Annotated in this window: 19 protein-coding genes; 8 read left to right on the forward strand and 11 right to left on the reverse strand. The window is 56.7% G+C overall.

The window, feature by feature from the left end; translation table 11 throughout:
• Window positions 1-9: 9 nt before the first annotated feature.
• Together glyQ and KW828_RS18450 are read right to left on the reverse strand one after the other, a co-directional pair.
• Window positions 10-921 carry a glycine--tRNA ligase subunit alpha gene (gene glyQ, locus KW828_RS18445; protein WP_088222377.1) on the reverse strand — a complete coding sequence of 304 codons (912 nt, stop codon included), beginning with the start codon at window positions 919-921 and terminating at the stop codon, window positions 10-12.
• A 114-nt stretch (window positions 922-1035) separates the two neighbouring features.
• A complete protein-coding gene (locus KW828_RS18450) occupies window positions 1036-1338 on the reverse strand; it encodes a YsaB family lipoprotein (RefSeq protein ID WP_218337735.1) in 303 nt (100 codons plus the stop codon).
• A 186-nt stretch (window positions 1339-1524) separates the two neighbouring features.
• On the opposite strand from KW828_RS18450, the gene KW828_RS18455 reads away from it, so the two are divergent.
• The gene (locus tag KW828_RS18455) at window positions 1525-2520 is read left to right on the forward strand and encodes an acyltransferase (protein WP_218337736.1); all 996 of its coding nucleotides are present in this window, start codon (window positions 1525-1527) and stop codon (window positions 2518-2520) included.
• Here the strand turns inward: KW828_RS18455 and KW828_RS18460 are convergent.
• The 4 genes from KW828_RS18460 to xylA form a co-directional block, all read right to left on the reverse strand.
• Window positions 2513-3433 carry a GlxA family transcriptional regulator gene (locus KW828_RS18460; RefSeq protein WP_218337737.1) on the reverse strand — a complete coding sequence of 307 codons (921 nt, stop codon included), beginning with the start codon at window positions 3431-3433 and terminating at the stop codon, window positions 2513-2515. The genes KW828_RS18455 and KW828_RS18460 overlap by 8 nt on opposite strands.
• Window positions 3430-3972 (reverse strand): isochorismatase family protein, encoded by a 543-nt coding sequence (locus KW828_RS18465; RefSeq protein WP_218337738.1) that lies wholly within the window; start codon window positions 3970-3972, stop codon window positions 3430-3432. The genes KW828_RS18460 and KW828_RS18465 overlap by 4 nt, the downstream gene beginning before the upstream one ends.
• Window positions 3973-4077: 105 nt before the next feature.
• On the reverse strand, window positions 4078-5532 hold the full coding sequence (gene xylB / locus KW828_RS18470; protein ID WP_218337739.1) for a xylulokinase: 1455 nt from the start codon (window positions 5530-5532) through the stop codon (window positions 4078-4080).
• A 62-nt stretch (window positions 5533-5594) separates the two neighbouring features.
• On the reverse strand, window positions 5595-6914 hold the full coding sequence (gene xylA, locus KW828_RS18475; RefSeq protein ID WP_218337740.1) for a xylose isomerase: 1320 nt from the start codon (window positions 6912-6914) through the stop codon (window positions 5595-5597).
• A 369-nt stretch (window positions 6915-7283) separates the two neighbouring features.
• Here xylA and xylF point away from each other — a divergent pair, with 369 nt between their 5' ends.
• The 4 genes from xylF (at window position 7284) to xylR (ending at window position 12334) form a co-directional block, all read left to right on the forward strand.
• Entirely contained in the window at window positions 7284-8276 is a 993-nt protein-coding gene (gene xylF, locus KW828_RS18480; RefSeq protein ID WP_218337741.1) for a D-xylose ABC transporter substrate-binding protein, read from the forward strand.
• A 75-nt stretch (window positions 8277-8351) separates the two neighbouring features.
• Complete coding sequence (locus KW828_RS18485) at window positions 8352-9893, forward strand: xylose ABC transporter ATP-binding protein (RefSeq protein WP_218337742.1); 1542 nt, start codon at window positions 8352-8354, stop codon at window positions 9891-9893.
• The gene (gene xylH / locus KW828_RS18490; RefSeq protein WP_218337743.1) at window positions 9871-11052 is read left to right on the forward strand and encodes a xylose ABC transporter permease XylH; all 1182 of its coding nucleotides are present in this window, start codon (window positions 9871-9873) and stop codon (window positions 11050-11052) included. The genes KW828_RS18485 and xylH overlap by 23 nt, the downstream gene beginning before the upstream one ends.
• A gap of 103 nt (window positions 11053-11155) precedes the next feature.
• Window positions 11156-12334 carry a D-xylose utilization transcriptional activator XylR gene (xylR, locus tag KW828_RS18495; protein WP_218337744.1) on the forward strand — a complete coding sequence of 393 codons (1179 nt, stop codon included), beginning with the start codon at window positions 11156-11158 and terminating at the stop codon, window positions 12332-12334.
• Between the two features lie 64 nt (window positions 12335-12398).
• Here xylR and KW828_RS18500 read toward each other — a convergent pair whose 3' ends face one another.
• Window positions 12399-13226 (reverse strand): protein bax, encoded by an 828-nt coding sequence (locus KW828_RS18500; protein WP_218337745.1) that lies wholly within the window; start codon window positions 13224-13226, stop codon window positions 12399-12401.
• Between the two features lie 315 nt (window positions 13227-13541).
• Between KW828_RS18500 and KW828_RS18505 the strand changes: the two genes are divergently transcribed.
• Complete coding sequence (locus KW828_RS18505) at window positions 13542-15572, forward strand: alpha-amylase (protein ID WP_218337746.1); 2031 nt, start codon at window positions 13542-13544, stop codon at window positions 15570-15572.
• Between the two features lie 34 nt (window positions 15573-15606).
• Here KW828_RS18505 and rep read toward each other — a convergent pair whose 3' ends face one another.
• Window positions 15607-17628 carry a DNA helicase Rep gene (gene rep / locus KW828_RS18510; protein ID WP_218337747.1) on the reverse strand — a complete coding sequence of 674 codons (2022 nt, stop codon included), beginning with the start codon at window positions 17626-17628 and terminating at the stop codon, window positions 15607-15609.
• An 85-nt stretch (window positions 17629-17713) separates the two neighbouring features.
• Between rep and ppiC the strand changes: the two genes are divergently transcribed.
• Complete coding sequence (gene ppiC / locus KW828_RS18515; RefSeq protein ID WP_218337748.1) at window positions 17714-17995, forward strand: peptidylprolyl isomerase PpiC; 282 nt, start codon at window positions 17714-17716, stop codon at window positions 17993-17995.
• Window positions 17996-18101: 106 nt separating this feature from the next.
• Here the strand turns inward: ppiC and ilvC are convergent, their stop codons facing one another.
• Entirely contained in the window at window positions 18102-19577 is a 1476-nt protein-coding gene (gene ilvC, locus KW828_RS18520; protein WP_218337749.1) for a ketol-acid reductoisomerase, read from the reverse strand.
• Between the two features lie 346 nt (window positions 19578-19923).
• Between ilvC and ilvY the strand changes: the two genes are divergently transcribed.
• Window positions 19924-20814: an HTH-type transcriptional activator IlvY gene (gene ilvY / locus KW828_RS18525; protein ID WP_218337750.1), complete on the forward strand. Its 891-nt coding sequence runs from the start codon at window positions 19924-19926 to the stop codon at window positions 20812-20814.
• 201 nt (window positions 20815-21015) lie between these two features.
• Here ilvY and ilvA read toward each other — a convergent pair whose 3' ends face one another.
• Together ilvA and ilvD are read right to left on the reverse strand one after the other, a co-directional pair.
• The gene (gene ilvA, locus KW828_RS18530; RefSeq protein WP_218337751.1) at window positions 21016-22560 is read right to left on the reverse strand and encodes a threonine ammonia-lyase, biosynthetic; all 1545 of its coding nucleotides are present in this window, start codon (window positions 22558-22560) and stop codon (window positions 21016-21018) included.
• Between the two features lie 2 nt (window positions 22561-22562).
• Window positions 22563-24413, reverse strand: coding sequence for a dihydroxy-acid dehydratase (ilvD, locus tag KW828_RS18535; protein ID WP_218337758.1), 1851 nt, complete (start codon window positions 24411-24413; stop codon window positions 22563-22565).
• Window positions 24414-24448: the final 35 nt, after the last annotated feature.

The following is a 24448-nucleotide window of genomic DNA, read 5'->3' on the forward strand; positions in this document are numbered from 1 at the left end:
GGCCGCCTCTTATTTGTTTCGGTTGCACAGCGGGAAGCCAAGGGCTTCACGGGACGCATAGTAAGCCTCTGCAACGGCTTTGGTCAGCGTGCGAATACGCAAAATGTAACGCTGACGTTCGGTCACGGAGATGGCTTTGCGCGCATCCAGCAAGTTAAAGCTGTGGGCGGCCTTCAGAATGCGCTCGTAAGCAGGCAGCGGCAGCGGGTTTTCCAGCGCCAGCAGCTGCTGCGCTTCTTTTTCATACTGCTCAAAGCAGGTGAAAAGGAAATCGACGTCAGCGTATTCGAAGTTATAGGTGGACTGCTCCACTTCGTTCTGATGGAACACGTCGCCGTAGGTGGTTTTACCCAGCGGACCGTCGCTCCAGACCAGGTCGTAAACGCTGTCCACGCCCTGAATGTACATGGCCAGACGTTCCAGGCCGTAGGTGATCTCACCGGTAACCGGTTTGCATTCCAGACCGCCCACCTGCTGGAAGTAAGTGAACTGTGTCACTTCCATGCCGTTCAGCCACACTTCCCAGCCCAGACCCCAGGCACCCAGCGTCGGGTTTTCCCAGTTATCTTCAACGAAGCGAATGTCGTGGATGGTCGGATCCATACCCAGTTCTTTCAGTGAACCGAGGTACAGCTCCTGGATGTTGTCCGGAGACGGCTTAATGACCACCTGAAACTGGTAGTAATGCTGTAAACGGTTCGGGTTTTCGCCATAGCGACCATCGGTCGGGCGACGGGAAGGCTGCACATAGGCGGTTGCCATAGGCTCTGGCCCCAGCGCGCGCAGGCAGGTCATCGGGTGTGAGGTGCCGGCGCCCACTTCCATGTCCAATGGTTGAACAATGGTGCAGCCCTGGCGAGCCCAGTAATCCTGTAAGGTCAGGATCAGGCCCTGGAAGGTCCTGGTATCAAACTTTTGCATAGTATTTCGTGCTGGATACGGTGGATTTAAGGAAGTCGCCAGTATACCCGTTGACCGCAAGATATACAGTACGAAACGGGGTTGTTTAGGCAAAATTGGGTTTGTGGCGCGGCGTTAGCGCATGGAAAGGTGCAAAAACTGCCCGTCAGGATCGAATGCACAAACAAAACGTTCATCACGGGGCGTATAGCCGCGCACCTCATAACTCGCCTGGAATTGCACAAATCCCGTGACCGCAATATTCTGCGCCCCGGTATTATAGCGGTGCGCGGCATTCTCCTTGCAGAGTTGCTCCATCGATAACGAACGTGCCGGCGTCACTTTCGCCTGCTGCGCTTTTTGCGGACTCTGGTCGTCAGGGCTGCTACACCCGGAAAGTAAGAGTAATACTGCTGGAAACAGAGACTTCATCATCATTTTTATCGCCGCCGTGTTGTCTGGCTATTATTTTTAATAAGAGGGAGCGGGCTTTTTGCGCTGCTAAATATAGTGCAAACAGAGGACGCCCCTCACAAGCGCCAGAGAGGAAACTCAGAATTATCTAATGAGAACACGCACGCAATCGCGGGTCAGAGCCTTTTTAAGACGGAAATCGGGGAACCAATGCAGTCAAAAATTAACTGGATAGATAATCTGCGGGGCATCGCCTGCCTGATGGTGGTGATGATCCATACCACCAGTTGGTATATCACTAACTCGCAGAGCGTCAGTCCACTGTACTGGGATATGGCGAATATCCTCAATTCCGCGTCGCGTGTCAGCGTACCGCTGTTTTTTATGATTTCAGGCTATCTGTTTTTTGGTGAGCGCAGCGCGCAGCCGCGCCATTTTTTGCGTATCGGCCTTTGCCTGCTGTTCTACAGCCTGGTGGCGTTTCTCTACATTACGTTTTTCACCTCGATAAACGGCGAGCTGTCGCTGAAAAACCTGCTGCAAAAACCGGTGTTTTATCATCTGTGGTTTTTCTTTGCCATTATCGTTATTTACCTGCTGTCGCCGCTGATCCAGGTGAAAAGCGTGAGCGGCAAAATGCTGCTGGCGTTAACCGTGGTGATTGGCGTGGTCGCCAATCCCAATACACTGTCGCTGAAAACCGGCGGCGTCGAGTGGCTGCCAGTGAATCTGTATATCAATGGCGATACGTTTTACTACGTGCTGTACGGCATTCTCGGCCGCGCCCTCGGCATGATGGACACGCAACGCAAATACTTAAGCGGGCTGTGCGCGGCGCTGTTTATCGCGGCGGTGTTTGTGATTTCGCGGGGCACGCTGCATGAGCTGCGCTGGCGCGGGAATTTCGCCGATACCTGGTATCTTTACTGCGGCCCGATGGTGTTTATCTGCGCCATGAGTTTGCTGACGCTGGTGAAAAACACGCTCAATACGCGCGTTCTGCCAGGACTGGGGCTGATCTCACGCCATTCGCTGGGGATTTACGGCTTTCATGCGTTGATCATCCATGCACTGCGCACGCGCGGGGTGGAGATCAAAAGCTGGCCGCTACTGGATATGGTGTGGATTTTTGCCGCCACGCTGGCGTGCAGTTTAGTGCTGTCGATGCTGTTGCAGCGGCTCGATACCCGCCGCTTCGTCAGCTGATGGCCCGCTGGCGGGCGCGGTGCAGCTGCCGGGGGGAGGAAAATCCCGCGGCCTGCGAGGCGTGTTCGACACCGCGCCCCTGCACCAGCCACTGCTCCGCCACCGCCAGCCGCAGCTGTTCGAGATAATCGCGCACGCTGATCCCCAGATGTTGCTGGAACAGCCGCGTCAGATGGCGCGGGCTGACGTGCGCGCAGGCGGCAATGTCTGCCAGCGACCAGGCTTTCTGCGGTTCATTCGTCAATGCATCCTGCGCCCGATGGATCGCCGGATGCAGATGATTACGGTAGCGCAGCCACGGCGACAGCTGCGGATCGTCCCCCGAACGGCGAAACCACACCACCATCTCCCGCGCTACAGCGAGCGCCACTTCTGGCCCGCACAAACGGTTAATCAGGTGCAGGGTTAAATCAATGCCCGAGGTGATACCCGCGCTGGTCCAGATGCCGCGATCTTCAATAAAAATACGGTTCTCTTTCACCTGCGCCGTCGGCGCGGCGGCCTTCAGCCGGGCGATGACGTCATGATGGGTGGTGCATGTCACCCCCTGCATCAGTCCAGCTTTGGCGGCGAGCAGCGCGCCGGAACAGACGCACATCAGGGTGATTTTCTGGCTGTGGATCAGTGGCTGCTGGCGCATCAGCCAGTGGCGCACGCGGTCGGCCTGTGGGGTAGCGAAAAAGCGTGAGGAATCTGACACGCCGGGAAGCACCAGCAGACTGCCTTCCGGCAGCGTGTCGGGCAGCGGCGCAATATTGCCCATGGTCACGCCGATAGAGGTCGGCACCTCGGCGTCCGGCCCGATGAAATGCAGGCGAAACGCATTGCCCGCCAGCGTAAAGGTTTCTGCCGGGCCGGTCATATCCAGCGCCAGCACCCCCGGCAGCATCACGAACCAGACATCCACACTCATGCAAGCGACTCCAGCGTTTGGGTTACCGTTTTAATGTCAGCAAAACGATCCACCAGCACGGTTTCCGTACGGTGACGCAGCGTTGCGCTGTCCAGCGTAATGCCATTATGCGTCATCGGGAAGGTTAACGTCGCTTCACTGACAAAGGTCACGCGGTAGCCCAGATCCGCCGCCACCCGCGCGGTGGTTTCGCAGCACTGTTCGGTGCGAATGCCACAGATAATCAGATGGTTGATGTCCCTGCTGCGCAGCCAGTGGTCAAGCCCGGTATCAGTGAAGGCATTGTGCACATGCTTATGAAAGGTCACCGCCGCCTGATGGCCTAAAAAGGGCAACGGGGTCACAAACCCACTCTCCAGCGAGAACGGGCCGCTGTCGGCGACGTGAAAAATGTCCACCACTGGAATATGGTGCGCCTCGCAGCCAGTGATCAGACGGAGGATCGCGTCCTGGAAGGCGGGGAGATCCGCGTTCTGCCAGAAATCTTTTTGCGGGAAGGATTGTTGGGTGTCGATATTGATTAGCGCGGTACGGGTCATTTCAGGACGCCTTATGCAGTGGGTGTGATCCCATTCTGACAAGGCGTCCTGTGTTTGCTAATACCAAAAAAGGACATCATCAGGCCGTTTGTGGACGGCCGGTGTTCACGACATCAGCGGCAGAAGCTGCTGATAGATCCGGCGGAAGGTTTCCCGACGCGGCGCATAGTGGGCGTGGCGCGCGGCATCCGGCTGATGCGCCTGCTCCAGCGGCAACGGCGGCAGCAGATCGGACAGCGGTCGATCCGGGTTCAGGGCAATCTGCGCCAGTCTTGCTGCGCCGAGCGCCGGGCCGACATCGCCGCCGGTGCGGTAATCCAGCTGCTGGCCGCTAATATCCGCCAGCATTTGCCGCCAGTAAGGGCTGCGCGCCCCGCCGCCAATCAGCGTGACGCTTTTCGGCGTGATGCCACAGGCATGCACCACATCCATGCCATCTGCCAGCGCATAGCCGACGCCTTCCAGCACGGCCCGCGCCAGTTCGTTCTGCCCGTGCTGATGGGTCAGGCCGAAAAAGACGCCTTTTGCCTGCGGATTATTGTGCGGCGTGCGTTCGCCTGAGAGATAAGGCAGAAACCAGAGGTCACCGGCGTTGTCATCCGCCTGCTGCGCGGCGTTAATCAGTTCTGCCACCGAAGACAGTCCGGTCAGCTTCGCCGCCCAGTCGAGGCAAGACGCGGCGCTCAACATCACGGACATCAAATGCCAGCGTTCCGGCAGCGCGTGACAGAAACTGTGCACGGCGCTTTCCGGCTTACTCAGAAAACCATCGCTGACGGCAAAATAGACGCCGGACGTACCCAGCGAGAGCATCGCCTGGCCTGCATCGATCATGCCGACACCCACCGCACCGGCGGCGTTATCGCCGCCCCCCGCCACCACCGGCACGGCAGGTAATCCCCACGCCTGTGCCACCTCGGGCAACAGGTCGCCGGTAATTGCACTGCCTTCAAACAGCGCGGGCATCTGGTCGCGGGTCAGCCCACAGGCCGCCAGCAGGGTATCGCTCCAGTCACGTCTGGCGACATCCAGCCACATGGTGCCAGCCGCATCGGACATATCACTGGCGTACTCGCCGGTCATCCGCAGACGCAGATAATCTTTTGGCAGTAATACTTTTGCCACGCGGGCGAACACTTCCGGTTCGTGGCGCTTCACCCACAGCAGTTTTGGCGCGGTAAAACCGGGCATCATCAGATTGCCGGTTATGGCGCGCGAGTCCGGCACCTGCGCTTCCAGAAGCTGGCACTCTTCACCGCAGCGGCCATCGTTCCATAAAATCGCCGGACGTAAGATAGCGTCGTGTTTATCAAGCAGAGTAGCGCCGTGCATCTGCCCGGCGATCCCCACCGCTTTTACCCCGGCCAGCGGATGCTGCTCGCCGAGACCCTTGATCGCGCGATCCGTCGCCAGCCACCACTGTTCGGGATCCTGCTCGGACCATAATGGATGCGGGCGTGAAACCGTCAGCGACTCGGTGTATGAGGCGAGCACGTTCCCCTGCTCGCCCAGCAAAATAGCTTTTACGCCCGATGTGCCGAGGTCGATACCGATGTACATAATGACTGCTCCTGTACAGGCTGTGATCAGTGCGCCACGACCGGCGTGGCGCTTACGATTTTCTATCCAAACAGATAGCGGTTAACGATGTTTTCCAGCAGTTCCTGATGACCGCTCTGATGCTGCGGTGCCAGGTTTTGCTGCTCAGCGTACTTCGCCAGCTCGGTCAGCGTCAGTTGTCCTTTCAGGATCTGCTGACCAAGTTCACCATTCCAGCCGGCATAACGCTTCGCTACACGCTTATCCAGCTCACCGCTTTCAATCATGCGCGCTGCCACTTTTAACGCCAGCGCCATGGTGTCCATCGCGCCGATATGCCCGTAGAACAGATCGTATTTATCGGTGCTCTGACGACGGATTTTGGCGTCAAAGTTCAGACCGCCGGTGGTAAAGCCGCCCGCTTTGATGATTTCATACATCACCAGCGCGTTTTCTTCGACGCTGTTCGGGAACTGGTCGGTATCCCAGCCCAGCTGCGGGTCGCCACGGTTGGCATCGACGGAGCCAAAGATGCCCAGCGCAATCGCCGACGCGATTTCATGGTGGAAGGTGTGCCCAGCCAGGGTGGCGTGGTTGGCTTCGATATTCACTTTGATCTCTTTTTCCAGACCGAACTGCTTCAGGAAGCCGTAGACCGTAGCGACGTCATAATCGTACTGGTGCTTGGTTGGCTCTTGCGGTTTTGGCTCGATCAGCAAGGTGCCCTGGAAGCCGATTTTGTGTTTGTGCTCCACGACCATCTGCATGAAGCGTCCGATTTGCTCGCGCTCCTGGCGCAGGTCGGTATTCAGCAGGGTTTCATAGCCTTCGCGACCGCCCCACAGCACGTAGTTTTCACCGCCCAGTTGATGGGTAGCGTTCATTGCGGTCACCACCTGCGTGGCTGCCCAGCTGAACACTTCCGGATCCGGGTTAGTGGCTGCGCCTGCGCCGTAGCGAGGGTTAGTAAAGCAGTTCGCGGTGCCCCACAGCAGCTTCACGCCGCTCTCCTGCTGTTTTTGCGCCAGCACGTCGGTCATTTTCGCGAAATTGTTCAGGTACTCTTTCAGCGATGCGCCTTCCGGCGAGACGTCAACATCGTGAAAGCAGTAGTACGGCACGTTCAGCTTGTGGAAGAACTCAAAGGCCACATCGGCTTTACGTTTTGCCAGCTCAAGCGCATCACCCGCCTGCTGCCACGGGCGCTCAAACGCACCCACGCCAAACATATCCGAGCCGTTCCAGCAGAATGTGTGCCAGTAGCAGGCAGCGAAACGCAGATGATCTTCCATGCGTTTGCCCAGAACCAGCTCGTCCGGATTGTAGTGGCGGAAGGCTAAAGGATTGGTGGATTGGGTACCTTCGTAGCGTACACGTTCAAGTTGGTCAAAATAGGCTTGCATAATCAGCTCCATAATCAATGTATGCGGCGAGTGTTCATTTCTGCGTTAATACTGGATCCTCTCAGCGCCCGGCTCAATTACGTTATTTCACACTGCTATTGAGATAATGCACAAACGTGCGCTGGCTCCCAAAATAAGCCCGCACCCACCCCATTGCGGCGCGCCTTCCAATTTTCTGCAAAACCTAATTCCCGCACAGATTAAAATCAGATCGCGGTCATAAATTAGCAAATAAACCAAATATCGTAATGGCAGGATAAAAATCAGTAATTGCCAGGTTTTGATTCCGCGTTAAGAATTTGCTGCGTCTGGATCCTGCATGTTTCTTTTATCTCAGACCCTATAACCCTACAAAAAGGTATTACTATTATGAAGATAAAGAACCTTTGCCTTACAGTCTGCGCTTCCCTGCTGCTCGCCACCTTTGCGGGGCAGGCGAAAGAAATCAAAATCGGTATGGCTATTGATGACCTGCGTCTGGAGCGCTGGCAGAAAGATCGCGATATTTTTGTTAAAAAAGCCGAATCCTTAGGTGCCGAAGTATTTGTGCAGTCGGCGAATGGCAACGAAGAAACCCAGATGTCGCAGATTGAAAATATGATCAACCGCGGCGTTGATGTGCTGGTCATTATTCCTTACAACGGCCAGGTATTAAGTAACGTTGTGAAAGAAGCGAAACAGGAAGGCATAAAAGTATTAGCCTACGACCGTATGATTAATAATGCCGACATCGATTTTTATATCTCTTTTGATAACGAAAAAGTCGGTGAACTTCAGGCACAAAGCCTGGTGGAAAAAGTGCCGCAGGGGAATTATTTCTTGATGGGTGGCTCGCCGGTGGATAATAACGCCAAGCTCTTCCGCGCCGGTCAGATGAAAGTATTAAAACCTTATATCGACAGCGGAAAAATTAAAATCGTTGGCGATCAGTGGGCCGATGGCTGGTTGCCGGAAAATGCGCTGAAAATCATGGAAAACGCGCTGACCGCTAACAACAACAAAATTGATGCGGTGGTCGCCTCGAATGACGCCACGGCGGGCGGCGCGATCCAGGCGCTGAGCGCGCAGGGTCTGGCGGGTAAGGTGGCGATTTCAGGGCAGGATGCGGATCTCGCCGGGGTCAAACGCATTATCAACGGTAGCCAGACAATGACCGTTTATAAACCTATCACGCAACTGGCGAATACCGCTGCGGAGATCGCCGTCGAACTGGGTAACGGCAAAGAGCCTAAGGCCGATGCCACGCTGAATAACGGTCTGAAAGATGTTCCTGCCCGCCTGCTGACGCCAATTGAAGTGAATAAAGAAAATATTGACGCCACGGTGATCAAAGACGGATTCCATCAAAAGAGCCAGCTGTAACCTTTGCACGCTTCCCCGTCTGCTACGGGGGAGCGTTTCAGGCACTGTTATTCCATAGCCTTACGCGGAGCAGGTATGCCTTATTTACTTGAGATGAAAAACATTACCAAGGCGTTTGGCGCGGTCAAAGCCGTGGATAATGTCAGCCTGCAACTAAACGCCGGAGAAGTATTGTCCCTGTGTGGCGAGAATGGGTCCGGCAAATCCACCCTGATGAAAGTGCTGTGCGGGATCTACCCCTTTGGCAGCTATGACGGTGACATCGTTTTTGCAGGCGAAACGATCGAAGCCAGCCATATTCGCGACACAGAACGCAAAGGCATCGCTATTATTCATCAGGAGCTGGCGCTGGTGAAACACCTCACCGTGCTGGAAAATATCTTCCTCGGTGCTGAAATCACCCATCGCGGCGTGATGGATTACGACACCATGACGCTGCGCTGTCAGAAATTACTGGCGCAGGTCAGCCTCGCCATCTCCCCCGATACCCGCGTGGGTGATTTGGGCCTCGGCCAGCAACAACTGGTGGAGATCGCCAAAGCGCTGAACAAACAGGTACGCCTGTTGATCCTCGACGAGCCTACCGCCTCGCTGACGGAGCAGGAAACCGCGGTGCTGCTTGATATTATTCGCGATCTGCAACATCACGGCATCGCCTGCATTTATATCTCGCACAAGCTGAATGAAGTGAAGGCGATTTCAGATGTTATCTGCGTGATCCGCGATGGGCAGCACATCGGCACCCGCGATGCCGCCGGGATGAACGAAGATGACATCATCACCATGATGGTGGGTCGTGAACTGACCGCCCTTTACCCCAACGAACCCCATACCACCGGCGATGAGATCCTGCGCGTGGAGCATCTCACCGCCTGGCATCCGGTTAACCGGCATATTAAGCGCGTCAACGACGTCTCCTTTTCCCTGAAGCGCGGCGAGATTTTAGGCATCGCCGGGCTGGTCGGCGCCGGGCGCACCGAAGCGGTCCAGTGCCTGTTTGGCGTCTGGCCGGGGCGTCATGAAGGCCAGGTGTTTATTGATGGTAAGCCGGTGCAGATCCGTAACTGCCAGGAAGCCATACGCCACGGCATTGCGATGGTGCCGGAGGACCGTAAAAAAGACGGCATCGTGCCGGTAATGGCGGTGGGTAAAAATATCACCCTCGCCGCGCTGGATCAGTTTTCCGGCCCGCTCACCAGCCTCGACGATGCCGCCGAGCAGCAATGTATTTTGCAGTCGCTGGCGCGGCTGAAGGTGAAAACCTCGTCGCCGGAACTGGCGATTGGCCGCCTGAGCGGCGGCAATCAGCAGAAGGCAATTCTGGCGCGCTGTCTGCTGCTCAACCCACGTATTTTGATCCTCGATGAACCCACACGCGGGATCGACATTGGCGCGAAATACGAGATCTACAAGCTCATCAATCAGCTTGTGCAGCAGGGCATCGCCGTCATTGTGATTTCATCAGAGCTTCCGGAAGTGCTGGGCCTCAGCGATCGGGTGCTGGTGATGCACGAAGGCAGGCTGAAGGCCAATCTCATCAATCATCATCTGACCCAGGAACAGGTTATGGAAGCGGCGCTGAGGAGCGAACATCATGTCGAAAACCAACCCATCTGAACTCAAACTGTCTGCGCCGCAGCCGGTTACCCTCGGCGGGCTAAAGTCGCTGAATTTACAGGTATTCGTGATGATCGCCGCGATTGTGGCAATCATGCTGTTTTTCACCTGGATGACCGACGGTTCGTACCTGAGCGCGCGTAACGTCTCGAACCTGCTGCGCCAGACGGCGATCACCGGCATTCTGGCGGTGGGCATGGTGTTTGTGATTATTTCGGCGGAGATCGATCTCTCGGTAGGCTCGATGATGGGTCTGCTGGGCGGCGTGGCGGCGATTTTCGACGTCTGGCTGGGCTGGCCGTTGCCGCTGACCATTGTGGTGACGCTGGTGCTGGGTCTGTTGCTCGGCACCTGGAACGGCTGGTGGGTGGCGTATCGTAAAGTACCGTCGTTTATCGTCACGCTCGCCGGGATGCTGGCCTTTCGCGGCGTGCTGATCGGCATCACCAACGGTACCACCGTGTCGCCCACCAGCGCCGCCATGTCGCAGATTGGTCAAAGCTATCTGCCGGACGTCGTGGGCTTTGGCGTGGGCGCACTGGGACTGATTGCTTTTACGCTGTGGCAGTGGCGCGGGCGGATGCGCCGCCAGGCGCTGGGACTCAGCGCCGGGGCATCCACCTCCGTGGTGGGACGCCAGGCACTGATCGCGGTGATTGTGCTGGGCGCCATCTGGCTGTTAAACGATTACCGTGGCGTGCCGACGCCGGTGCTGATCCTCACCTTCCTGTTGCTCGCCGGAATGTTTATGGCGACACGCACCGCCTTTGGCCGCCGCATCTATGCCATCGGCGGCAACATTGAGGCAGCACGCCTTTCCGGTATTAACGTGGAACGCACCAAGCTGGCAGTCTTCGCCATCAACGGCCTGATGGTCGCCATCGCCGGTTTGATCCTCAGTTCACGACTGGGGGCCGGTTCGCCTTCAGCGGGCAACATCGCAGAGCTTGATGCCATCGCCGCCTGTGTGATCGGCGGCACCAGCCTCGCCGGCGGTATTGGCAGCGTGGCGGGTGCGGTGATGGGGGCGTTCATTATGGCGTCGCTGGATAATGGTATGAGCATGATGGACGTGCCGACATTCTGGCAGTACATCGTAAAAGGCGCCATTTTGTTGCTGGCAGTCTGGATGGACTCGGCAACAAAACGTCGCGCATAAGGTAATGAAATCTCAGGGATGATCACACTGCCGGAGGAAAGTTTTCCGGCAGTGTGATGAATGTGGTAAGCAGACGTAATGTTCTACGGAATAAGAGACCAACATGTTTGAAAAGCGCCACCGCATTACGTTGTTATTCAACGCCAATAAAGCCTATGACCGTCAGGTTGTCGAAGGCGTGGGTGAATATTTGCAGGCGTCGCAGTCCGAATGGGATATTTTTATTGAGGAAGATTTTCGCACGCGCATCGACAACATCCGCGAATGGCTGGGGGATGGCGTTATCGCTGACTACGATGACGACGAGATCCAGCGGCTGCTGGCGGGGGTTAACGTGCCTATCGTGGGCGTGGGGGGGTCGTATCATCGCGCGGATAACTATCCGCCGGTACATTACATCGCCACCGATAACCATGCGCTGGTCGAAAGCGCTTTTTTGCATTTAAAAGAAAAAGGCGTCCAGCGTTTTGCGTTTTACGGCCTGCCCGCCTCCAGCGGCAAACGCTGGGCGGTGGAGCGAGAGTACGCATTCTGCCAGCTGGTGGCGCAGGAGAAATATCGCGGCGTGGTGTATCAGGGGCTGGAAACCGCCCCGGAGAACTGGCAGCACGCGCAAAACCGTCTGGCTGACTGGCTGCAAACTCTGCCGCCGCAGACCGGTATTATTGCCGTCACCGATGCCCGCGCCCGTCATGTCTTGCAGGTGTGCGAGCATCTGCATATTCCGGTGCCGGAAAAGCTGTGCGTGATCGGTATTGATAACGAAGAGCTGACGCGTTATCTGTCGCGCGTGGCGCTCTCGTCAGTGGCGCAGGGCACGCGGCAAATGGGCTATCAGGCAGCGAAACTGCTGCACCGCCTGCTGGATAACGAGCCATTGCCGTTACAGCGTTTGCTGGTGCCGCCGGTGCGCGTGGTGGAGCGGCGTTCAACGGATTACCGATCGCTGAGCGATCCCGCGGTGATCCAGGCCATGCACTATATCCGCAATCACGCCTGTAAAGGGATCAAGGTGGATCAGGTGCTGGATGCGGTTGGCATTTCCCGATCGAATCTGGAAAAGCGCTTTAAAGAGGAAGTGGGTGAAACCATTCATGCGGTGATCCACGCCGAAAAGCTGGAGAAAGCCCGCAGCCTGCTGATTTCCACTTCACTGTCGATTAACGAGATCTCGCAAATGTGCGGCTATCCGTCATTGCAGTATTTCTACTCGGTATTCAGGAAGGAGTACGACACGACGCCGAAAGATTATCGCGATCGCTACAGTGAAATACTGATGTAGTAGGTATTGCCCGACGAAAAAAAACGCCTTCCGGCTGGAAGGCGTTTTTGTTTACGGTTTTCGTTTACATGTGGGCGGCAATCAGTCGCTGATTGTCCTGATACATGGCAAACAGATAATTGTTATAGCTCTTGCCCTGCGTGGAATAGCCTTTGAGCTTATGGATCATCGTGCTCGCCGTCACTTCCTGGTCCGCTTTGCGCAGCTGCGCGCGGGACTTGCGAAACGACTTATACGCCGGGTGCGTATTCAGGTTAACCACATAGGCGTTGACTGACTCTTTCACCGAAGCAAACTGGGAGTAGCCTTTCACCTTGCCGGGCGCATTGGTACAGTGACCTTTCATGCATTTCATGCCGAACAGGTTATTGTTACTACGCGCCAGCTTAGAGGTGCCCCAGCCGCTTTCTGCGGCGGCCATCGTTGCCACCATGCTGTCCGGAATGATGTCGACGCGATCCAGCAGCGTATTCCACGGAATACGGCGGGTATTGCCCGACCAGTTCACTTTGTAGCGTTTGGCAATATCCTTCAGACGCGCGCGCTCGGCTGACGACCACTGGCTTTCGTACTGTTTGGACATCAACCAGTTACGCTCAGCGGCGATCGTTGCGTTTTGACTCGTAATATAAGGCATGACCGTCCGGAGAAACGCTTTTTTTCTTGGTGTTCCGGAAGGGTATTTTCGCAAATCAGGAAGTGAACTACTCTTTGCACTATTGCGAGAATACTCTTGTTTACTGCTAGCCTGCTTCTTACTTATCTGTTTGGTTATTAGGGGTTTATGACTCGCTGTTTTTTCGTGCGTCTTAGCAAGCACCTCACCGGAAAATATCAGGGTGAGAAACATCAGAATCGCTACCCCATATCGTCGTATGGGAGTCGTTATCATTAGGTCTCCAGGTCGGATTGTTGCATTCCAACACCTTATTTTAATCACAATTTTGAGAGCGGAATCTCAAATCATATCAAAATTACCCTCTTATTGACACACAATGAATAAGCGATTTCCGAAAGCCTGTCATCTGCTACTGCGTGTCAACGCATAAATTATGCACGAAATGCGTGGCTTATCGCAAATCCCTGGCGATTTTTGAAGCAGATCACTCACCCTTTCACCTCCCCCCTGCCGAAGCGTTCATGGGGATGAGTTATCCTCCGGCGTCTGCTGGCACACTGGATAAAATTCATGCGACAGGCACCCTGAATGAAACGTTCTGCCCTTCTATTATTGTTGCTGCCCACCGTGGCCTGGTCAGACTGGACGTCCCCCGGCTTTCCGGCGTTTACCGATGCCGGATCGGGGGTATACCGCAGCGACGCGCCGCTGAAAAAAGGCGCTTATCCGTTGACCCTGAAACTTGATCAACAGTGCTGGCAGCCGACCGACGCGCCACGGCTGAATCAGATGCTCTCTTTGCAGCCGTGTAGCGGTACGCCGCCGCAGTGGCGCGTGTTCCGTGACGGCGATTATCAGTTACAGCTGGATACCCGTTCCGGTACGCCAACGCTGATGCTCACAGTGAAAAGTGCCCCGCAAACCAGCACCGCCGCGGTGATGCGCCAGTGTCCGAAATGGGACGGTAAGCCGCTGACGCTGGACGTGAGTAAGACCTTTGCTGAAAGCAGCGTGGTGCGCGATTTTTACAGTCAGCAAACCGCCACGGTAAAACAGGGAAAAATCACCCTGCTGCCGGATGCCAACAGTGACGGACTACTGTTGCTGGAGCGCGCAGAAACCGACGCTGTCGCGCCTTTCGACTGGCATAACGCCACCTTCTATTTTGTGCTGACTGACCGCTTCGAGAACGGCGATCCGGCCAATGACAACAGTTATGGCCGCCACAAAGACGGCATGGAAGAGATCGGCACCTTTCATGGCGGCGATCTGAAAGGACTGACGCAGAAGCTTGATTATCTCTCACAGCTCGGCGTCAACGCACTGTGGATCAGCGCGCCCTTCGAGCAGATCCACGGCTGGGTGGGCGGTGGCACCAAAGGCGACTTCCCGCATTACGCCTATCACGGCTACTACATTCAGGACTGGACACGGCTTGATGCCAATATGGGCAGCGAAGCGGATCTGCGTACGCTGGTGGATGAAGCGCACCAGCGCGGGATCCGCATCCTGTTTGACGTGGTCATCAACCACACCGGTTATGCGACGCTGGCCGATATGCAGCAGTATCAGTTCGGCGCGCTCTATGTGCAGGGCGAGGAGCGCAAAAAAGTGCTCGGCGAGCACTGGACGGACTGGAAGCCCGCAGCCGGACAGAACTGGCACAGCTTTAATGATTACATCAACTTCAGCGATAAAAACGCCTGGCAGAACTGGTGGGGCAAAGCCTGGGTGCGCACCGATATTGGCGATTACGATAATCCCGGCTTCGACGATCTCACCATGTCGCTGGCGTTTTTACCGGATCTGAAAACCGAATCGACCGCCCCCTCCGGGCTGCCGGTGTTTTATCAGCACAAGTCGGATACCAACGCGAAAGCCATCGACGGCTTCACGCCGCGCGATTACCTGACTCACTGGCTGAGCGACTGGGTGCGGGTGTACGGCATTGACGGTTTCCGCGTCGATACCGCCAAGCATGTGGATATGGCGACCTTACAGCAGTTGAAAACCCAGGCGACTCAGGCGCTGGCAGAGTGGAAGCAGGCCAATCCGCAGAAAAAACGTGATGATGCGCCCTTCTGGATGACCGGCGAAGCCTGGGGCCACGGCGTGATGGAGAGCAGTTATTACCGCCATGGTTTCGATGCGATGATCAATTTTGATTATCAGGAGCAGGCGGCGAAAGCGGCAGATTGCTTCGCCAGCATCGATCTGACGTGGCAGCAGATGGCCGATAAACTGCAAAGTTTTAATGTGCTGAGCTATTTGTCGTCCCACGATACGCGGCTGTTCCGCGAAGGGGATCAGCGGGCGGCAGAACTGCTGTTGTTGACGCCCGGCGCGGTACAGATTTTTTACGGCGATGAGTCCGGGCGACCGTTCGGCCCGACCGGATCCGATCCATTACAAGGTACGCGCTCGGATATGAACTGGCAGGATGTGACCGGCAGTGCTGCGCCGCGTGTCGCCCACTGGCAGCGGCTGGGGCAGTTCCGCGCCCGCCACCCGGCCATCGGCATGGGTAAACAAAACACGCTCTCCCTGCCGCAGGGCTATGGTTTTACCCGTGAAGCGGGCGACGATAAAGTGATGGTAGTGTGGGCGGGGCAGCAATAACCGCGCGCGTGATCCCTCTGCGCAGGCCGAGGGATTATTTTGCTTTCGATTTTGCCAGCATTGCTTTGATATTGGCCAGGTTCGCCTGGCCTTTATGCATCCGCTCTTCAGCGCTCACCACTTTGCGCTCCTGCTCCCAGATTAAATCGTCCTGCGGCAGTTCAAGCAGGAAACGGCTCGGCTCCGGGCGCACCAGCTCCCCATACTGACGGCGCTCTTTGCACAGGGTGAAAATCAGCTCTTTTTGCGCACGGGTGATGCCGACATACGCCAGGCGGCGTTCTTCCTCGATATTGTCTTCGTCAATGCTGCTCTGGTGCGGCAGGAAGCCCTCTTCCATTCCGACCATAAACACATAAGGGAACTCCAGACCTTTCGAGGCGTGCAGCGTCATCAGTTGCACCTGGTCGGACTCTTCATCGCTTTCGCCGCGCTCCATCATGTCACGCAGGGTGAAGCGCGTGACCACCTGTGTCAGGGTCATCGGCTCATCAATATCGTTGCCTTCGAGCATCTCCGTCATCCAACTGAACAGCGTATTGACGTTTTTCATGCGCATTTCAGCGGCTTTCGGGCTGGGTGAAGTTTCATACAGCCAGGATTCATAGTTAATGCCGTGGATCAGATCGCGCACCGCCGCGATGGGATCGCGCTCGGACAGGCGCTGCACTTCGCCCAGCCAGTGGGTAAAGCGGGTGAGCGACTCGTACCCGCGCCCGGTCAGCGTCTGGGTCAGACCCATGTCAAAGCTGGCGGCGAACAGGCTCTTGTTACGCGTGTTGGCCCACTCGCCCAGTTTCTGCAACGTGGCGGAGCCAATTTCCCGCTTCGGCGTGTTCACAATGCGCAGGAAGGCGCTGTCGTCATCGGTATTGGTCAGCACGCGCAGGTAGGCGAGCAGATCTTTGATTTCCGGCCGCGAGAAAAACGACGTGCCGCCAGAGATGCGATACGGAATGCGGTTCTGCATGAGGAATTTTTCGAACACGCGGGACTGGTGATTACCGCGATAGAGAATGGCGTAATCTTTGTACTGCGTTTTCTGGATAAAGTGATGCGCAATCAGCTCGCCGGTCACGCGTTCCGCTTCGTGATCTTCGTTATTGGCCGTCAGCACTTTCAGCTCCGCGCCGTAACCCAGTTCGGAGAACAGCCGCTTTTCAAAGACGTGCGGGTTATTGGCGATGAGGATGTTCGCCGCTTTCAGAATGCGTCCGGATGAGCGGTAGTTCTGCTCCAGCTTGATCACCTGTAACGCCGGGAAATCCTTGCTGAGCAGCACCAGGTTTTGTGGCCGCGCGCCGCGCCAGGAGTAGATCGACTGGTCATCATCCCCCACCACCGTAAAGCGCGCCCGGCTGCCCACCAGCAGTTTCACCAGTTCATACTGGCTGGTGTTGGTGTCCTGATATTCATCCACCAGCAGATAGCGGATCTTGTTCTGCCAGCGCTCGCGCACCTCTTCATTGCGTTGCAACAGCAGGGTTGGCAGCAGGATCAGATCGTCAAAATCGAGCACGTTACAGGCTTTCATGTGCGCATCGTACAGGCCGTAGCAGTGGGCGAAAATGCGATCCCGTTCGCCTTTCGCCTGGGCCGCCGCCTGCGCGGGCGTGCAAAGATCGTTTTTCCAGTTCGAGATCGTCGAGATCAGCTGTTGCAGCACCACTTTGTCGTCATCGATCAGCCCCTCGGTCAGATCTTTGAGCAGCGCCACCTGGTCAGTATCGTCAAACAGCGAAAAGTTGGACTTCATGCCGAGCGCCGCGTATTCCCGCTTGATGATGTCCAGTCCCAGCGTATGGAAGGTGGAGATCATCAGGCCGCGCGCTTCCTGGCGTCCCAGCGTTTGCCCGACACGCTCTTTCATTTCGCGGGCGGCTTTGTTGGTAAAGGTTACCGCCGCGATGTGTCGCGCCTGGTAGCCGCAGCCACGGATCAGGTGCGCGATCTTATTGGTGATCACACGGGTTTTGCCGGAGCCGGCACCCGCCAGCACCAGACAGGGTCCGGTGACAAATTCGACGGCTTGTTGTTGTCCGGGGTTCAAACGCATAAGAAAATCACTCAATGAAAGGCGGGAGGGGATAAAAGCGCGTGGTAGTATAACGAGCGTAAACTATCTGACTCAAGGCACGATCATGGCAAAAACAGCGGCAGCAATGCATATCCTTGTTAAAGAAGAGAAACTGGCAGTAGATCTTCTGGAACAGATTAAAAACGGCGGCGATTTCGAGAAGCTGGCAAAAAAACACTCTACCTGCCCGTCAGGTAAGAAAGGCGGTCATTTAGGTGAATTCCGTCAGGGCCAGATGGTTCCGGCCTTCGATAAAGTGGTGTTCTCCTGCCCGGTGCTGGAGCCAACCGGCCCGCTGCACACCCAGTTCGGTTACCACATCATTAAAGTGCTGTACCGTAACTAATAATAAAGCCCGGTGGCGCTAACGCTTACCGGGCCTACATTTAGTGCTTAAAAAAGCCCGGTGGCGCTGGCGCTTACCGGGCCTACATTAACGCTACAGGGTGTTATTAACCGGCGACGGCAATACGCTTCATATCCGTCATATAACCGCGCAGTTTCTTACCAACCGCCTCAATGGCGTGGCTGCGGATCGCTTCGTTTACGTCGCGTAACTGGGCGTTGTCCACCGCAGAACCTTCAATCGCTTTACCCAGATCGCCCGGTTGCAGCGTGGTCATAAACTCTTTCAGCAGCGGCACACAGGCGTAAGAGAACAGGTAATTACCGTACTCGGCGGTATCGGAGATCACCACGTTCATTTCATACAGACGCTTACGGGCAATGGTGTTGGCGATCAGCGGCAGCTCGTGCAGGGATTCATAGTACGCAGACTCTTCGATGATGCCGGAATCAACCATGGTTTCGAATGCCAGCTCAACGCCCGCCTTCACCATCGCAATCATCAGCACGCCTTTGTCGAAGTACTCCTGTTCGGCAATTTTACCTTCAAACTGCGGCGCGGTTTCAAAGGCGGTTTTACCGGTCTCTTCACGCCAGGTCAGCAGTTTCTTATCGTCGTTAGCCCAGTCAGCCATCATGCCGGAGGAGAATTCGCCGGAGATGATGTCATCCATATGTTTCTTGAACAGCGGTGCCATGATGGTTTTCAGCTGTTCAGACAGCGCATACGCACGCACTTTCGCCGGATTGGACAGACGGTCCATCATCAGGGTGATACCGCCCTGCTTCAGCGCTTCGGTGATGGTTTCCCAGCCGAACTGGATCAGTTTTTCTGCGTATGCCGGGTCGGTGCCTTCTTCCACCAGCTTGTCGAAGCACAGCAGAGAGCCGGCCTGCAACATTCCGCACAGAATGGTCTGCTCGCCCATCAGGTCAGATTTCACTTCCGCCACGAAAGAGGATTCCAGCACGCCTGCACGGTGACCACCGGTTGCTGCGGCCCAGGCTTTGGCAATCGCCATGCCTTCGCCTTTCGGATCGTTTTCCGGGTGCACGGCGATCAGCGTCGGCACGCCGAAGCCACGTTTGTACTCTTCGCGCACTTCAGTGCCCGGACATTTCGGCGCCACCATCACCACGGTGATGTCTTTACGGATCTGCTCGCCCACTTCCACGATGTTGAAGCCGTGGGAGTAACCCAGCGCCGCGCCATCTTTCATCAGCGGCTGTACGGAACGCACCACGTCGGTGTGCTGTTTGTCCGGCGTCAGGTTCACCACCAGATCCGCCTGCGGCACCAGCTCTTCGTAAGTGCCCACTTTGAAGCCGTTTTCGGTCGCTTTACGCCACGACGCACGTTTTTCAGCAATGGCTTCGGCACGCAGCGCGTAGGAGATGTCCAGCCCGGAGTCACGCATGTTCAGACCCTGATTAAGACCCTGCGCACCACAACCGACGATGACCACTTTTTTACCCTGCAGGAAGCTTGCGCCGTCAGCGAATTCATCGCGACCCATAAAGCGACATTTGCCCAGCTGTGCCAGCTGCTGACGCAGGTTCAGTGTATTGAAGTAGTTAGCCATGGTGATTCCTCGTGATGTTGTGTCGTTTATTACTCTATGGATTTCACGTTTCAGGAAGGCGTCAAGTCTGCGACAAATTCGTCAGGAACGAATTTGAACAGCCAAAGGCTGGCCTCCGGTGAGAGACAGGATGTCTCTCATCAATCCCCAGGAGCTTACGCAGGTAAGTGACTGGGGTGAGTTGACGCAGACAACGCACCTGCAACGTGAAAGACGACGAGTAACTTATTATTCGGTTCGCTTATGCGACAATGAACTTACTATATGACAGGAAAATTATTGCGGAAATTGATATATTCACAACGTCACGTTGCAATTTCTGCAATGTAAATCGTGGAGTGTCGTCGTGGATTTACGCGATCTGAAAATCTTCCTGCATCTGGCGGAAAGCCGCCATTTTGGCCGCAGCGCGCGCGCCATGCACGTCAGCCCTTCCACCCTTTCTCGGCAAATTCAGCGCCTGGAAGAGGATCTCGGCCAGCCGCTGTTTGTACGCGATAACCGCACGGTGACGCTGACTGAAGCCGGGGAAGAGCTGCGTACTTTTGCGCAGCAGACGCTGTTGCAATATCAACAACTGCGCCACACCATTGACCAGCAGGGTCCGTCGCTGTCCGGCGAGCTTAAGCTGTTTTGTTCGGTGACGGCGGCCTACAGCCATCTGCCGCCGATCCTCGACCGTTTTCGCGCTCAGCACCCGTCCGTGGAAATTAAGCTGACCACCGGCGATGCCGCTGACGCGATGGAGAAAGTGGTCACCGGCGAGGTGGATCTGGCGATTGCGGGTAAACCAGAAGCGCTGCCCGGTGCGGTGGCCTTTTCGATGCTGGAAAATCTGGCGGTGGTGTTGATCGCCCCGGCGCTGCCCTGCCCGGTGCGTAATCAGGTGTCCGTTGCCGAGCCGGACTGGTCGACAGTGCCCTTTATCATGGCCGATCAGGGGCCGGTGCGTCGCCGTATTGAGCTGTGGTTCCGCCGACAAAAAATCAGTAATCCGTCGATTTACGCCACGGTCGGCGGGCATGAGGCGATGGTGTCGATGGTGGCGCTGGGCTGCGGCGTGGCGCTGATCCCCGAAGTGGTGCTGGAGAACAGCCCGGAGCCAGTGCGCAATCGCGTGATGATCCTTGAGCGCAGCGATGAAAGAACACCGTTCGAGCTTGGCGTTTGCGCACAAAAAAAGCGGCTGCATGAGCCGCTGATAAATGCGTTCTGGTCGATTCTGCCTGGTGCGTAGGTTTCGCCGGATGGCGTCGCACTACGTTTTACTGACTGGCACGTAGCCTTCGCCGGATGGCGGCGCAAGCGCCTTATCCGGCCTACGTTTTACTGACTGGCGCGTATCCTTCGCCGGATGGCGGCGCAGGTGCCTTATCCGGCCTGGGATTTACACCGTTGTAGGCCTGATAAGCGCAGCGCCATCAGGCACTCCAAAACATCAACCCGCAAGGAAAAACCGAAACGCCGGGTTGTTGGTTTCATCGTGACACTCGTACCCCAGTTCATTCAGGCGCGTTTCGAAATCGGGTTCATGTTCGCCCAGCTCGAAGGCGGCCAGCACGCGGCCATAGTCGGTGCCGTGGCTGCGGTAGTGGAACAGCGAGATGTTCCAGTGCGTACCGAGTGTGTGCAGGAATTTCAGCAGCGCGCCGGGAGATTCCGGGAATTCAAAGCTATAGAGCCGTTCCTTTAGCGGTTTCGACGGGCGACCGCCGACCATATAGCGCACATGCAGTTTCGCCATCTCATCGTCAGACAGATCCACCACGCTGTAACCGCCCTCGTTCAGCAGCGCGAGAATTTCTTTGCGCTCCTCCAGCCCGCGACTTAAGCGCACGCCAACAAAAATGCAGGCGTCTTTGGCATCGGCAAAACGGTAGTTGAACTCCGTGACCGAACGTCCACCCAACAGCTGGCAGAATTTCAGGAAGCTGCCTTTGGTTTCCGGGATGGTCACCGCCAGCAGCGCTTCGCGCTGTTCCCCCAGCTCGCAGCGTTCGGAAACGTAACGCAGACCGTGGAAATTAACGTTCGCGCCGGACAGCACATGCGCCAGACGTTCACCGCGAATGTGGTGCTGCGCAATGTATTTTTTCATGCCCGCCAGCGCCAGCGCGCCGGACGGCTCTGCCACCGCACGCACATCTTCAAACAGATCTTTCATGGCCGCACAAATGGCATCGCTGTCGACGGTGATGATGTCGTCGAGATATTCCTGGCACAACCGGAAGGTTTCATCGCCGATACGTTTGACCGCCACACCTTCCGCGAACAGCCCGACGCGCGGCAGATCCACCGGATGCCCGGCGTCCAGCGCGGCCTTCAGGCAGGCGGAATCTTCCGCTTCAACGGCAATCACCTTGATTTGCGGCATCAGTTGCTTGATCAGCACCGCCACACCAGCCGCCAGTCCACCGCCGCCGACCGGCACAAAAACGCGATCGATGTGCGCGTCCTGTTGCAGTAACTCCAGCGCCAGCGTGCCCTGACCGGCGATCACCATGGGATGATCGAACGGTGGCACCCAAGTAAAGCCCTGCTGCTGCGACAGCTCGATAGCGCGGGCTTTCGCTTCGTCAAAATTTGCGCCGTGCAGCAGGACTTCGCCGCCGAATGCGCGTACCGCGTCGACTTTGATGTCAGCCGTCGCAACAGGCATGACAATCAGCGCTTTCACGCCGAGGCGCGAGGACGAAAACGCTACGCCCTGGGCGTGATTGCCCGCAGACGCGGTGATCACGCCCTGCGCTTTTTGTGCTTCCGTCAGACCCGCCATCATGGCGTAAGCGCCGCGCAGCTTGAAACTGTGCACCGGCTGGCGATCTTCGCGCTTCACCAGAACGACGTTATCCAGCCGCAAAGAGAGCTTTTCCATTTTTTGCAGCGGTGTAACCTGCGCCGCTTCGTAGACCGGTGCGCGCAGCACCGCCCGGAGATATTCCGCCCCGTCAGGGGCGGCAGACAGCGGTTGGGCTTCGGCCATGATCAGCCTCCCAGTTTTGATTTATCGCGCACCGCGCCTTTATCAGCACTGGTCGCGAGGCTGGCGTAAGCACGCAGCGCAAAGGACACCTCGCGCTCACGGGCTTTCGGCGTCCAGGCCGCGGCACCGCGCGCTTCCTGTGCTTCACGACGGGCAGCCAGTTCCTGATCGCTCACCTGCAGCTGGATGCCACGGTTCGGAATATCAATGGCGATGATGTCGCCATCCTCAATGAGCGCAATGTTGCCGCCGCTGGCCGCTTCCGGGGAGACGTGGCCGATGGACAGACCGGAGGTACCGCCGGAGAAACGCCCGTCGGTAAGCAGCGCACAGGCTTTGCCCAGCCCCATAGATTTCAGGAAGCTGGTCGGGTAGAGCATTTCCTGCATCCCCGGGCCGCCTTTCGGCCCTTCGTAACGGATCACTACCACGTCACCCGCCACGACTTTGCCGCCCAGAATGGCGTCTACCGCATCGTCCTGGCTTTCGTAGACTTTGGCCGGACCGGTAAAGGTCAGGTTGCTGTCGTCCACCCCGGCGGTTTTCACGATACAGCCGTTTTCCGCAAAGTTGCCGTACAGCACGGCCAGGCCGCCTTCCAGGCTGTATGCATGTTCCAGCGAGCGGATACAGCCGTTGGCGCGATCGTCATCCAGCGTGTCCCAGCGGCAATCCTGCGAGAAGGCTTTGGTGGTGCGGATGCCTGCCGGTCCGGCGCGGAACATCTGCTTCACCGATTCGTCCTGGGTGACCATCACGTCATATTGCTCAAGGGTTTGCGCCAGCGTCAGGCCGAGGACGTTTTTCACGTCACGTTTCATCAGCCCGGCGCGATCCAGCTCGCCCAGAATACCGATCACCCCGCCCGCACGGTGCACGTCTTCCATATGATATTTCGGCGTGCTTGGCGCGACCTTACACAGCTGCGGAACGTGACGCGACAGTTTGTCGATGTCGGTCATGGTGAAGTCGATTTCCGCTTCCTGCGCCGCTGCCAGCAGGTGCAGAACGGTATTGGTGGAGCCGCCCATGGCAATATCCAGCGTCATGGCATTTTCGAATGCCGCTTTGCTGGCGATGTTGCGCGGCAGCGCGGTTTCATCATCCTGCTCGTAATAGCGCTTGGTCAGTTCAACAATGCGTTTACCGGCGTTGAGGAACAGCTGTTCGCGATCGGCGTGGGTCGCCAGCAGGGAACCATTGCCCGGCTGCGACAGGCCGAGCGCTTCGGTCAGACAGTTCATGGAGTTGGCGGTGAACATGCCGGAGCAGGAGCCGCAGGTCGGGCAGGCGGAGCGCTCAACCTGATCGCTCTGTTCGTCGGAAACTTTCGGGTCCGCGCCCTGAATCATGGCATCCACCAGATCCAGTTTGATGATCTGGTTGGAGAGTTTGGTTTTTCCGGCTTCCATCGGGCCGCCGGAGACAAAAATCACCGGAATGTTGAGGCGCAGCGACGCCATCAGCATGCCGGGGGTGATTTTGTCGCAGTTGGAAATACAGACCATGGCGTCGGCGCAGTGGGCGTTGACCATGTACTCCACGGAGTCGGCAATCAGTTCACGTGATGGCAGTGAATAAAGCATACCCCCGTGGCCCATGGCGATACCATCATCCACCGCGATGGTATTGAACTCTTTGGCGACGCCACCTGAAGCCTCAATCTGTTCGGCAACCAGTTTGCCCAAATCGCGCAGATGAACGTGACCCGGCACGAACTGGGTAAAGGAGTTCACCACGGCAATAATCGGCTTCCCGAAGTCGTCATCGGTCATGCCGGTTGCGCGCCATAATGCGCGGGCGCCGGCCATATTGCGGCCATGGGTGGTGGTAGCGGAACGGTACTTTGGCATGCTTTTTACTCCCATCATCTTTTCCCTTCATACTT

The organism is Enterobacter sp. ENT03, assembly GCF_019218745.1.
GTDB lineage: Bacteria > Pseudomonadota > Gammaproteobacteria > Enterobacterales > Enterobacteriaceae > Enterobacter_D.

What these genes read in the sequence shown, in the direction of transcription:
- xylF (WP_218337741.1), top strand. Translation starts at nt 7,284, where the DNA reads ATGAAGATAAAGAACCTTTGCCTTACAGTCTGCGCTTCCCTGCTGCTC.
- rep (WP_218337747.1), bottom strand. Translation starts at nt 17,628, where the DNA reads ATGCGTTTGAACCCCGGACAACAACAAGCCGTCGAATTTGTCACCGGA.
- KW828_RS18505 (WP_218337746.1), top strand. Translation starts at nt 13,542, where the DNA reads ATGAAACGTTCTGCCCTTCTATTATTGTTGCTGCCCACCGTGGCCTGG.
- xylR (WP_218337744.1), top strand. Translation starts at nt 11,156, where the DNA reads ATGTTTGAAAAGCGCCACCGCATTACGTTGTTATTCAACGCCAATAAA.
- xylH (WP_218337743.1), top strand. Translation starts at nt 9,871, where the DNA reads ATGTCGAAAACCAACCCATCTGAACTCAAACTGTCTGCGCCGCAGCCG.
- KW828_RS18460 (WP_218337737.1), bottom strand. Translation starts at nt 3,433, where the DNA reads ATGAGTGTGGATGTCTGGTTCGTGATGCTGCCGGGGGTGCTGGCGCTG.
- glyQ (WP_088222377.1), bottom strand. Translation starts at nt 921, where the DNA reads ATGCAAAAGTTTGATACCAGGACCTTCCAGGGCCTGATCCTGACCTTA.
- ilvA (WP_218337751.1), bottom strand. Translation starts at nt 22,560, where the DNA reads ATGGCCGAAGCCCAACCGCTGTCTGCCGCCCCTGACGGGGCGGAATAT.
- KW828_RS18450 (WP_218337735.1), bottom strand. Translation starts at nt 1,338, where the DNA reads ATGATGATGAAGTCTCTGTTTCCAGCAGTATTACTCTTACTTTCCGGG.
- KW828_RS18500 (WP_218337745.1), bottom strand. Translation starts at nt 13,226, where the DNA reads ATGATAACGACTCCCATACGACGATATGGGGTAGCGATTCTGATGTTT.
- ilvC (WP_218337749.1), bottom strand. Translation starts at nt 19,577, where the DNA reads ATGGCTAACTACTTCAATACACTGAACCTGCGTCAGCAGCTGGCACAG.
- xylB (WP_218337739.1), bottom strand. Translation starts at nt 5,532, where the DNA reads ATGTACATCGGTATCGACCTCGGCACATCGGGCGTAAAAGCTATTTTG.
- KW828_RS18455 (WP_218337736.1), top strand. Translation starts at nt 1,525, where the DNA reads ATGCAGTCAAAAATTAACTGGATAGATAATCTGCGGGGCATCGCCTGC.
- KW828_RS18465 (WP_218337738.1), bottom strand. Translation starts at nt 3,972, where the DNA reads ATGACCCGTACCGCGCTAATCAATATCGACACCCAACAATCCTTCCCG.
- ilvD (WP_218337758.1), bottom strand. Translation starts at nt 24,413, where the DNA reads ATGCCAAAGTACCGTTCCGCTACCACCACCCATGGCCGCAATATGGCC.
- KW828_RS18485 (WP_218337742.1), top strand. Translation starts at nt 8,352, where the DNA reads ATGCCTTATTTACTTGAGATGAAAAACATTACCAAGGCGTTTGGCGCG.
- ppiC (WP_218337748.1), top strand. Translation starts at nt 17,714, where the DNA reads ATGGCAAAAACAGCGGCAGCAATGCATATCCTTGTTAAAGAAGAGAAA.
- xylA (WP_218337740.1), bottom strand. Translation starts at nt 6,914, where the DNA reads ATGCAAGCCTATTTTGACCAACTTGAACGTGTACGCTACGAAGGTACC.